The organism is Thiothrix winogradskyi (assembly GCF_021650935.1).
GTDB classification, from domain to species: domain Bacteria; phylum Pseudomonadota; class Gammaproteobacteria; order Thiotrichales; family Thiotrichaceae; genus Thiothrix; species Thiothrix winogradskyi.
In genome coordinates this window covers 3,567,164-3,581,234 of record NZ_CP091244.1, presented here as the reverse complement: position 1 = coordinate 3,581,234, position 14,071 = coordinate 3,567,164, and the positions used below count along the sequence as shown (strand labels likewise).

At 49.6% G+C, this 14,071-nt stretch carries 17 protein-coding genes; 9 read left to right on the top strand and 8 right to left on the bottom strand.

Going from position 1 to position 14,071, the window contains the following annotated elements:
* The first annotated feature begins 83 nt into the window (after nucleotides 1-83).
* Nucleotides 84-1,322, top strand: a complete 1,239-nt coding sequence (locus tag L2Y54_RS17750; protein WP_236502061.1) for a glutamate-5-semialdehyde dehydrogenase — start codon at nucleotides 84-86, stop codon at nucleotides 1,320-1,322.
* Nucleotides 1,323-1,442: 120 nt separating this feature from the next.
* Here L2Y54_RS17750 and L2Y54_RS17745 read toward each other — a convergent pair whose 3' ends face one another.
* The 6 genes from L2Y54_RS17745 to L2Y54_RS17725 all read right to left on the bottom strand — a co-directional run bounded on the left by L2Y54_RS17745 (nucleotide 1,443) and on the right by L2Y54_RS17725 (nucleotide 4,328).
* Nucleotides 1,443-1,778, bottom strand: coding sequence for a XisI protein (locus tag L2Y54_RS17745; protein ID WP_236497964.1), 336 nt, complete (start codon nucleotides 1,776-1,778; stop codon nucleotides 1,443-1,445).
* Nucleotides 1,766-1,903 (bottom strand): XisH family protein, encoded by a 138-nt coding sequence (locus tag L2Y54_RS17740; RefSeq protein WP_236497963.1) that lies wholly within the window; start codon nucleotides 1,901-1,903, stop codon nucleotides 1,766-1,768. The genes L2Y54_RS17745 and L2Y54_RS17740 overlap by 13 nt, the downstream gene beginning before the upstream one ends.
* Nucleotides 1,904-2,076: 173 nt before the next feature.
* Complete coding sequence (locus tag L2Y54_RS17735; RefSeq protein ID WP_236497962.1) at nucleotides 2,077-2,700, bottom strand: hypothetical protein; 624 nt, start codon at nucleotides 2,698-2,700, stop codon at nucleotides 2,077-2,079.
* Nucleotides 2,697-2,975, bottom strand: a complete 279-nt coding sequence (locus L2Y54_RS21930; RefSeq protein WP_414718435.1) for a YkgJ family cysteine cluster protein — start codon at nucleotides 2,973-2,975, stop codon at nucleotides 2,697-2,699. The genes L2Y54_RS17735 and L2Y54_RS21930 overlap by 4 nt, the downstream gene beginning before the upstream one ends.
* Entirely contained in the window at nucleotides 2,972-3,382 is a 411-nt protein-coding gene (locus L2Y54_RS17730; RefSeq protein ID WP_236497961.1) for a hypothetical protein, read from the bottom strand. The genes L2Y54_RS21930 and L2Y54_RS17730 overlap by 4 nt, the downstream gene beginning before the upstream one ends.
* A 16-nt stretch (nucleotides 3,383-3,398) precedes the next feature.
* The gene (locus L2Y54_RS17725; protein WP_236497960.1) at nucleotides 3,399-4,328 is read right to left on the bottom strand and encodes a hypothetical protein; all 930 of its coding nucleotides are present in this window, start codon (nucleotides 4,326-4,328) and stop codon (nucleotides 3,399-3,401) included.
* A 244-nt stretch (nucleotides 4,329-4,572) separates the two neighbouring features.
* Here L2Y54_RS17725 and L2Y54_RS17720 point away from each other — a divergent pair, with 244 nt between their 5' ends.
* The gene (locus tag L2Y54_RS17720) at nucleotides 4,573-4,740 is read left to right on the top strand and encodes a type II toxin -antitoxin system TacA 1-like antitoxin (protein ID WP_236497959.1); all 168 of its coding nucleotides are present in this window, start codon (nucleotides 4,573-4,575) and stop codon (nucleotides 4,738-4,740) included.
* Here the strand turns inward: L2Y54_RS17720 and L2Y54_RS17715 are convergent.
* Both L2Y54_RS17715 and L2Y54_RS17710 read right to left on the bottom strand, forming a co-directional pair.
* Nucleotides 4,717-5,226, bottom strand: a complete 510-nt coding sequence (locus tag L2Y54_RS17715) for a PIN domain-containing protein (protein WP_236497958.1) — start codon at nucleotides 5,224-5,226, stop codon at nucleotides 4,717-4,719. The genes L2Y54_RS17720 and L2Y54_RS17715 overlap by 24 nt on opposite strands.
* Complete coding sequence (locus tag L2Y54_RS17710; protein ID WP_236497957.1) at nucleotides 5,223-5,597, bottom strand: UPF0175 family protein; 375 nt, start codon at nucleotides 5,595-5,597, stop codon at nucleotides 5,223-5,225. Before L2Y54_RS17710 ends, L2Y54_RS17715 begins: the two co-directional genes overlap by 4 nt.
* Nucleotides 5,598-5,728: 131 nt before the next feature.
* Here L2Y54_RS17710 and L2Y54_RS17705 point away from each other — a divergent pair, with 131 nt between their 5' ends.
* From L2Y54_RS17705 to L2Y54_RS17675, 7 genes are read left to right on the top strand one after another with little or no spacing between them, the layout of a single operon-like run.
* On the top strand, nucleotides 5,729-6,952 hold the full coding sequence (locus tag L2Y54_RS17705; RefSeq protein ID WP_236497956.1) for an ATP-binding protein: 1,224 nt from the start codon (nucleotides 5,729-5,731) through the stop codon (nucleotides 6,950-6,952).
* Nucleotides 6,953-7,573, top strand: coding sequence for a nicotinate-nucleotide adenylyltransferase (nadD, locus tag L2Y54_RS17700; RefSeq protein WP_236497955.1), 621 nt, complete (start codon nucleotides 6,953-6,955; stop codon nucleotides 7,571-7,573).
* A 3-nt stretch (nucleotides 7,574-7,576) separates the two neighbouring features.
* The gene (gene rsfS / locus L2Y54_RS17695) at nucleotides 7,577-7,945 is read left to right on the top strand and encodes a ribosome silencing factor (RefSeq protein ID WP_236497954.1); all 369 of its coding nucleotides are present in this window, start codon (nucleotides 7,577-7,579) and stop codon (nucleotides 7,943-7,945) included.
* On the top strand, nucleotides 7,946-8,419 hold the full coding sequence (gene rlmH / locus L2Y54_RS17690) for a 23S rRNA (pseudouridine(1915)-N(3))-methyltransferase RlmH (RefSeq protein WP_202716730.1): 474 nt from the start codon (nucleotides 7,946-7,948) through the stop codon (nucleotides 8,417-8,419).
* Entirely contained in the window at nucleotides 8,420-9,040 is a 621-nt protein-coding gene (locus L2Y54_RS17685) for a Maf family protein (protein WP_236497953.1), read from the top strand.
* Between the two features lie 27 nt (nucleotides 9,041-9,067).
* Nucleotides 9,068-10,546 carry a ribonuclease G gene (gene rng, locus L2Y54_RS17680; RefSeq protein ID WP_236497952.1) on the top strand — a complete coding sequence of 493 codons (1,479 nt, stop codon included), beginning with the start codon at nucleotides 9,068-9,070 and terminating at the stop codon, nucleotides 10,544-10,546.
* A complete protein-coding gene (locus L2Y54_RS17675) occupies nucleotides 10,533-14,063 on the top strand; it encodes a YhdP family phospholipid transporter (RefSeq protein WP_236497951.1) in 3,531 nt (1,176 codons plus the stop codon). The genes rng and L2Y54_RS17675 overlap by 14 nt, the downstream gene beginning before the upstream one ends.
* Nucleotides 14,064-14,071 lie beyond the last annotated feature (8 nt).

The window sequence follows — 14,071 nt, the reverse complement described above, 5'->3', positions numbered from 1 at the left end:
TAGCGCTATTTTCGTGATAATATCGACACATTGCATACCGTGAGGACTTGGATTTGGATACTAACACGACGATTACCACCTACATGCAGGGCGTTGGTCAGCAAGCAAAGCTGGCTGCTCAGATCCTTGCGAACACTGAGACTAGCATTAAAAACAATGCATTGCTGCGTATTGCAGAAGTGATGTTGGAACGTGCGGATTGGCTGAAAGCTGAAAATGCCAAAGATTTGGCGGCAGGGCGCGACAAAGGCTTGGATGCAGCGATGCTGGATCGCTTGACGCTGACCGACAAAACGATTGCGGGTATGGCGGAAGGTGTGCGCCAAGTGGCAACCTTGGCTGACCCGATTGGTACGATTACCGATCTAAGCTACCGCCCGTCGGGGATTCAGGTCGGCAAAATGCGTGCACCCTTGGGTGTGGTGGGCATTATTTACGAATCGCGCCCGAATGTGACCGTGGATGCGGCAGCATTGTGCCTGAAGTCCGGCAATGCCACGATTTTGCGCGGTGGGTCGGAGGCGATTCATTCCAATCAGGCGATTGCAGCGTGTGTGCGGGCAGGCTTGGAAGCGGTGGGTTTGCCAGCGGCGTGTGTGCAAGTGGTGGAAACTACGGATCGAGCGGCGGTGGGCGAATTGCTGCGCATGGCGCAATACGTCGATGTGATTGTGCCGCGTGGTGGTAAGGGTTTGATCGAGCGGGTGAGTGCCGAATCGCGCATTCCGGTTATCAAGCACTTGGATGGGATTTGTCATGTGTACATTGATGATCAAGCCGATCTTGAGAAAGCGGTGAAGGTGGCAGTGAATGCGAAGACGCACCGTTACGGCGTGTGCAATGCGATGGAAACCTTGCTGGTAGCGGAAGGTGTGGCGGCGCAAGTGTTGCCGATCTTGGCGGAAGAATACGCGGCGAAGGGCGTGGAATTGCGCGGTTGTGAGCAAACCTGTGCGCTATTGCCTGCGTGTGTGACGGCGACGGAAGAGGATTGGGGGACGGAATACTTAGCACCGATTTTGTCCATTAAAGTGGTGGCGGATATGGCGGAGGCGATTACGCATATTAATACTTATGGGTCGCAACATACCGATGCGATTATTACTGAGAATTACACGCGGGCGCGTGCGTTCTTGCGGCAAGTGGATTCGAGTTCGGTGATGGTGAATGCGTCAACGCGCTTTGCCGATGGCTTTGAATATGGGCTGGGGGCGGAGATCGGGATTAGCACCGATAAGATTCATGCGCGGGGGCCAGTAGGGTTGGAAGGGTTGACGTCGCAGAAGTATGTGGTGTTGGGGGATGGGCATATTCGGGCGTGAGCGGGTATGCTGGCTTCGACTACGCTCAGCCAGTGGTTTGGTTGTGCCGCCGTCCGCGCCCTGAGCGTAGTCGAAGGGCAAATCGTAGGGGAATCAGGGAAATTGTTTCGTGCACGTTCCTTAGTTGACGGCGTAGCCCGTGTGGGGGCGCACGGATTCTGGTAGAAATCCCAATACAATCCTTTCTTTGGGAATGCCGCGTTCAACCAATTCTTCGGCAATTTCTGCGTCGGTGCTGTCGTGCTGTAACCATACTTTGCTGCCTTTTAGGTCGATGTGTACTAAGCAGCCGTGCATTCGGCGTTTGCCCTGCCAACCTTGCGCAATGACTTGGTAGCGGTTTTGGGTGTCATCAAAAATGGTTTCCAGTTCCACATCGCCCGTGGCGGCGGGGATGCTGGCGAAGTGTTCCAGTAATTGCTTAATGGTTGTTTTGTCGTCGTTTACTTCAGCCATTGGGTGATAACCTCTTGAAAATCAAAGCTACCGTAGCGTAGGTGTAGCGGGTCATTTGTCACTGTCCAACCGTCTTTGATGGGTGCTTGTTTGACAGCATCGTGGTAAAGGTCTTTGGCTGGCATGGGGTGGTGGCTCGTTGGCTTTGTATTAAGGCGTGTATTTTGCCATATTTTTCTGGAGATTCGCTACTGAAGGCTTAACGTCGAAGAAGTATGTGGTGTTGGGGGATGGGCATGTGAGGGTGTGAGTGGATAAACGCCTTCGTTGCTAGTGATGAAGGCGTTTATGTGAAGGATTAATTAAACTGATTTTCTTTATTGGCATGGAAGTAGGATAGCATTCTAACTTTATCATCGTCATTATTTTCCTCTCCAAGCCAATATATAGCATCATACGCCATTATTTTCTCATCTTTGGGTAAAGATGCAGTTAAAAATAATGGGAGTGCAATAATATTTTTACCGGATATTTCGCTTATTATGTTCTTTATTTCTCTTTTAAAACTATATTTTATTTCTCCGGTTTTGGCATATTCTTCTACGGTGCTAAAAGCTCCGGCTGTGATTATGAATGCTGCTTGCGCTTTGTTTTCGTCATCTGTATCTATTTCATTGTTGATGTCTGAAATGCGCTTTTTGCATTCTAGGAATTTATTTTTTTGAAGTAATGAAGAATGTCTTTCTACTGATTCTATTGCTTCTGTTATTTCATTTGTTGACATGCTGATCAATGCATTGAAAAGATCAGAGTAGTTGATTTTTCTGAGTTGAAAAGAAATTTTCTTATTCAGATCGTTATCTGCCAGTAGATATTCTGCTATCTCAAGAATGTCTAAAGAAAGCTTTATAGTCTCAATATTGCTCTCTTTATTGGATGTGCTGGTGGGTATTTGGATAATGTCTGCATTAACAAGATTCATGTCGTTTTTCCTTTAGAATTAAGTTGTAATGTTTCACAGGCTTGTTGATTGATGGTGATGAATGTAGACCAATCAAGGTTACGCTGATAGTGTTGTTCATACATCATACGGACATTGCACACATCAGGACGGCTCTCATAGATAGTGCAGGTATTTTGTTCATCGTCAAAATGCCTGCACACTCCATCACCTCTATCCAGCCAATCCGTCAGTGTTGATAGGCGAATGGACTTGCAACATGCGCCGCATTGATTGCAAGGAAACGTCTCAATCATATTTCAATCATTGCCACATTAGGGTCACGATAGTTGCCGATCAATTCGCGTGCTGCTGCCAATGGTGATTGTTTAGTAACATCCACAATGGCGGCAATGGTTGCTGATATAACATCAAGATTGCCGGAAGCAATACCAGCATCTAAACGGTCAAACATGCCGTGAATAACTGTAGAGCGTTCAGCAAAAGTCTTTTCTAAGTAAAGTTTCAAAATAGCCGAGTTTTCTTCAATGGCTTTGATATTTACATCGCGGTAACTACGAATATTTTCTCGCTTGGTTTTTTCTTGCTCAGTAACAATGGAGCATTCTTTCCATGCACTGACCAGAGTATTGAATGCCATGTTGGGATCAGGCGTAGGCACTGGCATTTTCGGCATGTTTCCAAGCAATTTTTTAATAGTCATAATGATGTCCTGTTTGTTAGACTTCCAAATAGCCTGAAATTTTTGAGCTAATGTTTTTTACTGCTCCACCATCTTGATCCATGATGGCTGTATCAAGTAAGTGTTTCAAACCTTTACCTACAATCATCATTTGATCAAAAGCATGTGGATTTCGATCATCATCTACTTTGATTCTATCAAAGCGCTCTGCCATTTGTGTTAATGCATCATCGAGTTCTAGCACGTTATTTTGTAACGCAGTGAGTACTATTTGACTTTCTTCAAGTTTGGCAATGGCAATATCTACTTTTGCGCTATGTTTATGGGCTTGTGTTAAAGCTTCTTCGGCTTTGCTGGCTAACATGAAACCACCGACAGCCAACGCTGGACCCAGCACGATACCACCGAGAGCGAGTGTTCCTCCTGCCATGCCAAAACCACCAGCACTGAGTGCGCCACCACCTAGCCATGCTAATGTTGCATTAGTAGCTGCTGCACCGCTGAGAGTTGAAATAGCTGTACCTGTAGAAGCAGTAGCTAACATGCCTACGCTGCCATAAGCTCCCCATGCCGCTAACGCGCCCGTCGTTGCACCTGTGCCAAGACCACGAGTGATTTCCAACGATTTTAAAACTAGGCGTTCCATATCTGCTAATTCTTCAGTGCTGATAGAAACATCAAATCTTTCTAATTTGGATTTGGCACACTTTGATTTTCTGATAGCTTTAATCAAGTGATTAATTTGATTATTGAAAATGCTTACTTTGAGTTTGCCAAGATCCTGTAGCATGTCATTCGTTTCATCTCGACAATCATCGAGTTTTCGTTCTGCTCGTTTGTAGCGTCTATCTGCTGATTCACCAATGTCTTTTGCTTCATTGAATGTGCTGATTGCGCCAGCACCTTTTACAACACCGGTTGCAGCTAGTGCAGCGGCAGCTCCCCATAGAAGAAGTGGTAATGGCATAATGAATTCCCCATTGATTTTTTTGCCCTGAATTTATATTGATTAATTTAAAGATCAATATTTTTAATATTCTAGCATCTAGCATCTAGCATCTAGCATCTGCAAGCCATTTGTTCATTATGTGTGCAATATTTTTCAGATGAACGGCAGGATTTTTTCATGTGACTTAAGCAAGCGTGCGCTAGGCAATGCGTGTGCAATATGTCAAGCTGCGCTCACAAGGTAAGTACAGGAGGAGTCTATTATGTTGGTACTCTCATTGAAAAAGCAGGAGCAAATCCTGTTATCTCAGAGAGATTGGGAGCGGTTTGCGCTGATTCTCGATGATGATGCGCCGCCAAACGCGAAGTTACAGAAAGCCATGAGCAAGTTTAAGGCTACCCAATCCTCAACTTTCGCCTGCCGCTTTTAACGCCACATCCATCACAGTTTGGGATAAGTAATAACCCGATGCGCGTAGGGATTCCAATAAGGGACGTGCTTGTGGGATCATTCCCAAGCGCGTTGCGGTTGCAATAATGCCTGCACTACCAATGAGTTCCAGTGACAGGCTTCTGGCAGCCGCCCGACCTTTTGCTTCATCCATGACCAAACGGGGTGTTTGTCCATTGTGCTGGAAATCCAAGGCTAACAGAATGGAACTTCTTTCCCCCGGATCAAGCCATTCCAGCTCGATACTCGCCATCATACTGGGTGAAGCCCTGACCTGTAGCCATCCTTCATGAAGGGCACGATCAATCAGTGCCGAATCCGCAAAATCCCCGCCCAACAAAACCTCTTGCTGGACGGTTGCGGTGATCAGCACGTCGCTAAAGATTTCACGCAACAGGTGAAGATGCCCAATCCGCGCCAGTGCGATCAACGGGCCTGCGTCAGCAATGACAACAACAGCCTTCATGCAGCCTGCCGTGCCGTTTTTGCTTGATGTTCCCGCACGAGCGTTTCAACCATAACAGCTTCGGCCTCAGCTTCTTCTGCCGAATAATCCACAACAGGTATGCCCATTTTGGAGAGCAATGTCAGCATTTCGGCTAGTGACTTACCCGCTACTTTTGCTGCTGCCGAGACAGACAGGAGTTTATCGCGGAACAATGCTACACCTAGCACCAACTTAACCTGATCAAGGTTGGGAATACCCGCAAGCTGTTCCATGCTGACCAGTAAAGCATCCGGCTTATCGCGGTTTGTGACCATGACTAGACCGTTCTTGGCTTCCCGCAAAGCCACTGAAGGATTGGTTTTTAGTTGACGAATATTAACGACTTGCATAATGTTCTCCTTCTTTGTAGGAACAATAGAGTTCAGCCTAGCACCCTTTTGCAACCGTGAACAAGATCAATTCGTTACATAAGCCATTTCATACCTTGTAATTTGAAATCCAGTCTTTTAAATTACAAGGTATGAAACGACACTTCACTCCCTTTATCGAAGAGCTACTCACCCTGTTTCCATGCGTGGCACTAACCGGTGTGCGTCAATCAGGTAAAACCACCACGCTGCGTGACTTACCTCAACAATGGCAACGCTATGATCTAGAAATGGGCAGTGATTACGATGTGGTGGCGCGTGACCCCGATCTATTTTTCCGCCTGCACCCCAAACAAGTTGCTTTGGATGAAGCACAATTATTACCCGCCGCCTTCCCCGCCTTACGCGTGGCGATTGATGCTGATCGTAACACCAACGGACGTTTCCTAATCACAGGTTCGAGTTCACCCAACCTCATGCAAGCCATCTCTGAAAGTCTGGCGGGGCGTGTCGCACTGGTGGAGGTTGCCCCCTTCAGCATGAGCGAAGCTTTCGCCCAGCCGCTATCAGGCTTGTATGAGCTGATACAATCACGGCGTTTGTTGACCGATTTTGCGAGCTTGATACCCAGTGCGACCGATTTGCAGCAGCATCATGATTACTGGTTACGCGGCGGTTATCCCGAAGTATGGCTGAAAAATAATCCTCGTTTTCACAAGCTGTGGATGCAAAACTATGTGAAAACTTACCTCGAACGCGATATTTTGCGCCTGTTCCCCAATTTGCAGCGCGAAAAATACCAGCTATTCCTGCAAATGCTGGCGCAATTATCGGGGACAATCATTAATTACTCGGATGTAGCGCGGACGTTGGGTCTATCAGCGCCTACCGTGCGCGACTATTTTAGGATTGCCCACGGCACATTCATCTGGCGGCATATTCCGCCCTATGAAAAGAATGCTGCCAAGCGCATTGTCAAACATCCCAAGGGTTATTTGCGGGATTCGGGTTTGTTGCACCATTTTTTGCATTTGTATACGCAGCCGGATTTGTTGGCGCATCCGCACATGGGGCATTCGTGGGAGGTGATGGTGATCGAAAATGTGATCAGAGGACTCAATGCCCAAGGGGTAATTTTCGATTATTACCATTACCGCACCGCCGCTGGTGCAGAGGTCGATTTGGTGTTGGAAGGTGAGTTCGGGTTGTTACCCATTGAAATCAAATACAAACAGACCGTGACTTTGCGTGATTTGACAGGTATCCGCAATTTCATGGAGGAATACCAATGTCCTTACGGCATTGTGATCAGTAACAACGATCGTCTCGGTTTGATCGACGAGAAGTTAATCAATATTCCGTTTGGGTATGTATAAATGATCGGCATCCTCGGCGGCACCTTCGACCCCATCCACCACGCGCATTTACGCACCGCGCTTGAAGTTGCGGAACACTTCGGCATTAGCGACATGCGCTTAATTCCGGGCAAGCAGCCGCCGCACCGCCCGCAACCCATTGCCAGGCCAGAGCAACGGCTGGCAATGCTGCAAGCCGCGATTGCCAGCGAACCGCGTTTACAAGCCGATGACCGTGAGTTGCGCCGTGACGGGCATTCCTACAGCTTCGACACGCTGCAAACCTTCCGTGCAGAAGTCGGTAACGAACGCCCGCTGCTGTTCACGCTGGGCTTCGATGCCTTCCTGCATTTTGAGCGTTGGCACCGTTGGGATGAAATTTTAGCACTCGCGCATCTGGTCGTGGTGCACCGTCCAAGGTATAGTCTGCCCCCTAACGGTTGGTATGAACCTTTCCTCAGCACAAACCCCGATGATTTACGCGCCACACCCGCAGGCAGGATTTACCTCTTAAGCGTTACCGCTCTCGATATTTCTGCCACCCATCTGCGTATGCTATTGAAACAGGGTAAAAGCCCCCGATATTTACTACCAGACAGCGTTCTGGACTATATTCAACGACATCAACTTTACTGTGAATAATTAATGGAACTCGAAACACTTAAGCAATTAGTAGTGACCACACTGGACGATATGAAAGGTCAAGACATCAAGACGATTGATGTTCGTGGCAAATCGTCCATCACCGATATGATGGTAATCGTGACAGGCAACTCCAACCGGCACGTTAAATCCCTAGCGGATGCGGTTGAACTGGCAGTAAAAGAAGCAGGCGTACAACCACTGGGCATCGAAGGCGACGCTCAATCCGACTGGGTATTGCTTGACCTAAATGACATTATCCTACACGTCATGCTCGCCAGCACCCGCGACTACTACAATCTGGAAAAGCTCTGGGAAGTCGGCGAAGGTTTGCCGCAATCCCGTCCCGGTATGCTGGGTGCGCCGGACTAAGTGCGTATTCACTTATTAGCCATCGGCACGAAAATGCCGGGGTGGGTCAACACCGGCACGGAAGAATACGCGGGGCGAATGCCGCCGCAATGTCAGTTGTTGATTCGCGAGATTGCTGCCGAGAAACGCACTAAAAACAGCGATTTGAATCGCATTCGACAGAGTGAAGGTGAAAAGTTGCTGGCAGCGATTCCTGACGGCAATCTCGTGATTACGCTCGATGTAAAAGGCAAGCCTTGGTCAACCGAACAGCTTGCCCAGCAACTCGATAGCTGGATGATGTCGGGTCGCGATGTCAGCTTACTGGTTGGCGGCCCTGAGGGTTTGTCGCCAGCGTGCTTGCAACGCGCGGAGCAAAGTTGGTCGCTGTCGCCGTTAACGTTCCCCCATCCGCTCGTGCGGATTGTGGTGGCGGAACAACTGTTTCGTGCCTGGAGTATTTTGACTAACCACCCTTACCATCGCGGGGATTAAATGCACTCACCACAGTTTATTCTCGCGTCAGCTTCACCCCGTCGCCGCGAATTGCTGGCACAAATTGGTATGCATTTTGTGGTGCAAACGGCTGATGTGGATGAAACGCCATTGTTGGGGGAATCACCCGAAGCGTTGGTGGAACGTTTGGCTATCCTCAAGGCAGAAACCGTTTGGAATGCTGTAGGAGCCAGCCTTGCTGGCGATACTGTGGAAAATCGCTTGCATGGCAAGCTCCTACCTGTTTTGGGTTCGGACACGCTAGGCATTCTCAACGGTGAATTGTTGGTAAAGCCCCGCGATTTCCCTCACGCGCAACAAATGCTGCGGCAAATGTCGGGTCAGGCGCACGAAATTCTCACCGCAGTGGCTTTAACCACTGCAACAGGCACACAGGTGAGGTTAAGCCGCAGTGTGGTTAAGTTCCGTACCATCACTGATTCCGAAATTCTGGCATACTGGGTGAGTGGTGAGCCACATGACAAAGCTGGTGCGTATGCGATTCAAGGACTTGGCGCAGTTTTTATCGAAAAGCTTGAAGGCTCTTACTCTGGGGTCATGGGTTTGCCGCTGTTTGAAACGGCGCAACTGCTGGCAACGGCAGGCATTAATACCTTATAAAAAACTATCACCACCACAGGCAGGCTCATGAGCGCAGAATTGTTAATCAATGTTACCCCGCAAGAATCACGGGTTGCCTTACTCGAAAATGGCTCTTTGCAAGAAGTGCTGATTGAACGCACCTCCCGCAAAGGCATTGTCGGCAATATTTACAAGGGCAAAGTTAGCCGCGTACTACCGGGGATGGAAGCGGCTTTTATCGACATTGGTTTGGAAAAATCGGCATTTTTACACGCTTCTGACCTTACGCATCCTTCGCTGGAAGAATTTCAGGGTAGTACCATTCCGCGCCCGACGTTACAAATCAGCGAATTGCTCTATGAAGGCAAAAAGCTGTTGGTGCAAGTCATCAAAGACCCGTTAGGCAGCAAAGGTGCGCGTTTGACCACGCACGTCACCATTCCCTCGCGCTTTTTGGTGCTAATGCCGGATAACAATAACGTGGGAGTTTCCGGCAAAATTGAAGAAGGTGCAGAACGTGAACGCCTGCGTGCAACGATCGAGCAATTACGTGCTGAATTTGGCAGTGAGCACGGTTATATCGTGCGTACCGCTGCGGAAGGTATCAACGAAGATGATTTGCGCCGTGATATGAAGTTTCTGTGCAAACTCTGGGACAGTATTGCTAAATCGTCAGTCGAGTCGCCAGCCCCAACCTTGGTGTATTCTGACTTACCCTTGGTGTTGCGGGTCTTGCGCGATATGGTAGGGGAGAAAATCTGCAAAGTGCAGATTGATTCCCGCGAAACTGCCACTAAGGTCATTGAATTCAGCCAGAAATACATCCCCGATTTAGCTGGTGTGATTGATCATTACCCCGGCGAACGCCCAATTTTTGATTTGCACGGTGTGGAAGAAGAAATCCAGAAAGCCTTGCAACGCAAAGTGCCGCTCAAGTCTGGTGGTTACTTGATTATTGATCAAACCGAAGCAATGACCACGATTGATGTGAATACCGGCGGATTTGTCGGGAGCCGCAATCTGGAAGAAACCATTTTCCGCACCAATCTGGAAGCGGCGCAAACCATTGCTCGCCAGCTACGCCTGCGCAATCTGGGCGGCATTATCATTATCGACTTCATCGACATGCTGCAACATGACCACCGCCAGCAGGTATTGAAGTTATTGGAGAAGTCGCTGGAACGCGATTACGCCAAAACCTATGTGTGCGATGTTTCCCCGCTGGGCTTGGTGGAAATGACCCGCAAACGTACCCGCGAAAGTTTGGAACATGTGCTGTGCCAGCCTTGTCCATGTTGTAATGGCAATGGTTTTATCAAAAGCGCGGAAACGGTGTGTTACGAAATATTCCGTGAAATTTTGCGGGCAGTGCGCCAATTTGATGCACGTGAATTGCTGGTGTTGGCTTCACAGGAAGTGGTAGATTTACTGCTTGATGAAGAATCCGACAGTTTGGCGGAATTGCAGCAATTCGTGGGGATTCCGATTCGTTTACAGGTAGAAGCACTTTACACGCAGGAGCATTTCGACGTTGTACTTCTCTAGGAGGCAGGGCGGTTTTGTATTACGCCTCACCTACCTGCTACTCACTTTTTTGTTTCATTGGGCTATTGTTCTGGTTGCGTTGGTGGGGCTGGCGCATCTGTGGTTGCCGATGGTCGATGACTATAAAGGCATACTGGAACAAGAATTATCGCGCTTTGTCGGCAATTCGATCAGCATCGGGCAAATTCGTGTCGACCACGACAGCGAGGAATTGCGCTGGGTGTTGGATAATTTGCAACTCACTGACGATACTTCCGGGCAATCTCCCATTCAAATCCGCCAACTGAGCCTCTCGGTAGACTGGCGCGAAAGCTTGCGCACCTTGCGTTTGCAACCAGCGGATATTGTGTTGGAAGGGGTGGAGTTTATCCTGCGCCAAGAAGCCAATGCGCTGCCAGAAGTACAAGGTTTGCGCTTTCCATTGCCGGGGCAAAAAAACACCGCGCTGAATATTGAGCGTCAGTCGCCGATTCGCATCAGTATCAATAGCGGCTTTGTGCATTGGATGGATGTTACCAATCGCCGTGCGTTAACCTTGAGTGATTTGCAATTCATGGGCGAGATTTTGCCGAATGAAATCACGTTGCAAGCGGATGCCTTATTTCCCCCAGCGATTGGGGAAACTTTGGGTGTGGACGCAGTATTGCATCAAGTGACTAATGCTGAGGGGAATACGCAATGGGACGGGACGCTACACACCCGTACCCAGATTTTTAATCTTGCGGCATTGCCGTCACCCTTGCTGAAACACTACGGGGTGAATGCGGGTGGTTTGAAGCTGGATGCCACTATTAAAGCAGCGGCAGGCAAGCCTTTGCACATCAGTGGCACGGGTGAAATTCAGCATTTGGGCTGGACAGGTAATGCCCAGATCCCCGCGCTGCAAGGTGTCAATGCCTCGTTTACGGCGGCTAATGAAGGCGGTAGCGTCAAGGTTAAGCTCAACGATAGCCCCTTAAGTTACCCACAGTGGTTTGAAAAAACCTTGCGGGTGGATAGCTTAGCTGCGGATTTGAATTGGCAAGTCAAAGCCGATGGTTGGCATTGGCAACTCAGTCATCTAACAGCGGAAAACCCTGACCTTACTCTGCAAGGCACAGGAACACTGGCGTTACCGACGCAACAGCCCCCCACTATTGACCTCAATATGACGTTTGCCACGCGCCGTACTGTGGATAATGTGCGTGATTACATCCCAGCCATTATTCCCGATAACACCGAAAAATGGTTAAAAACGGCGATTGTGAAAGGTTACGTGCCCAAGGGTGAATTTGTATTGCGCGGCAACCCGGCAGATTTTCCGTTTACACACAAGCCAGGTGTATTCGACATTCGTTTCGATATTGAGAACGGGGTGTTGGCATATCTACCTGAATGGCCTGCCGCCCATGAGGTGAACGGTGAGCTGCATTTTCACAATGCGGATATGAATGCCACCGTGCACAGCGCTCGGATCATGGATTTGGCAGTGACTGGCGGCACGGTGGCGATTCCCGGTATGCACGGTTACGATACGCACTTGTTACTCGATTTGAACACGCAAGGGGATTTGCAAGCGCACATGAATTATTTGCGTGACGCACCGATTGGGCGCAGTTTGCGGGATTTCATGCCAGTGGCTAGATTTTCTGGCGGGTCGGCGTTGCATCTGAAGCTGGATGTGCCGTTGCGACATGCCACGCTGGAACAGCAAGGTGTGGCAGTGGATGGCGTGGTGAGTTTGCAGGGCAACCGTTTCGCGATTCCAGCGTATGACCAAGATTTTACCGAATTGCAGGGGCAGGTACATTTTGATCAGCATGGTGTGGATGTCAGTGGGGCAAGCGGGCAATACCGACAACAGCCTCTCAAACTATCCGCACGTACCGATAAAGCTAAGGGCATTATCAGCATTGACTTGCAGCAACAGCAGCAACCCGCCGTATTTTTACCGGAAAGCCTTGCCAGCTTGCGGCAATACCTGAGCGGCACAGCGCTAGTGAATACCCGGCTGGAATTGCCTGCCTTTAATGCGAATGCCGCTACAGGTCAGGCACCGACAAGTTTGAAAGTGTTGGCGCGTAGCCAATTGCAGGGCGTGGGAATTGCGTTGCCGCCACCGTTTGGCAAGGCGGCAGCGGAGGCGCGTGAGTTACAGGTGGAGGTTGAATTGCCGTTTGATTCGGCGCAGCCCTGGCAAGCATTGGTGGGGTTAGGTCAGCACTTGCAGGTACAAGCACGTTTGCCGCATAAGGGTGAGCAAGCGCCCGCCATTGGTATTGGTGTGGGCGGCAAGCCGGTTAATTTACCTGCCAGTGGCATCCAATTAGGCGGGGAATTGGCGGAATTCGACTTGCTGGAATGGCAAGCGCTGGGGAAACTTAGCGGCGCAGGGTCGACACCCTCGGATATGCCTAATGCGGCGTTGCACGCCGATCTGGAGATTGGCAAGCTGACGCTGGGCAAACAATCGTTTGGTAAGGCAGCATTGAGTGTCCGTGGTGGCGACATTCTCAAAGCGCATGTACAGGCAGATCACTTGCAAGCCAATATACACTTACCCGTCAAAGCACCGGCAAGTGGGCGGGTGAATATTGATGCGCAACACCTTGATCTTGATCAGCTTGGCGAACAGCTATCGACGGGCACAGCGGCAACGGGTAAGGGCTTATCGCCGGTAAATTTCCCCTCCATGCGTTTCACTTGCACGGATTGCCGCAAGGGCGAGTTCCCGCTTCAGTCGCTTAGCCTCAGCTTGAATAAATCCCGCGATGATTTATTGATTGAGCAGTTGGAAATTCGTCAGCCCCTGATGGTGTTATCCGCGTCTAAAGGGCGCTGGTATACGGCAGCGGATGGTTCATCCCACACCGAACTTACTGCCAAGGCAACGGTAACTGAACCGGGCAAGCTGCTGGTAAAGCCGGGTAAGGCAGCCGCCTTGCAAGGTGGGGAGTTAACCGCCAATGCGCAATTACATTGGCAAGGCGCACCGTTTAGCGTTGCCTTGGCGAATTTGAATGGTACGCTTCAAGCCAAGCTTGGCAAAGGCAGTTTGACGGATGTTGACCCCGGTTTAGGGCGTTTATTGGGTTTGCTGGATGCGCAACGCTTGCCGAACCGGCTTGCCTTGGATTTTCGTGACATGACGGTGAAAGGCGTGGCGTTTGATGCGATCACTGGCAGTTTCCGTTTGGAGCATGGCGTTTTGAAAACCCACGATACTCTCATCGAAGCGGCGGCAATGGTGGCGGGCATTGAAGGCAGCCTCGACCTTAGCCGTGAAACCTTGGATCATACCGTGACCGTCGTGCCAAACCTGCGTTCAACCTTGCCGGTGGTGGGTGCAGCGGTGGGCGGTATCGGCGGTGGTGCGGCGATGTTACTGTTGAATTCATTGACGGAAAAACCTGCTGCCCATCAAGTGCAAACCGGGGGTGGATTACGTTACCGCGTGACTGGCTCATGGGAAACACCGGAAATTGTCGAATTAAAACCACCATTAAAAAAGACGACTGTTGATGTTTTGACGCATTGAACCGACAA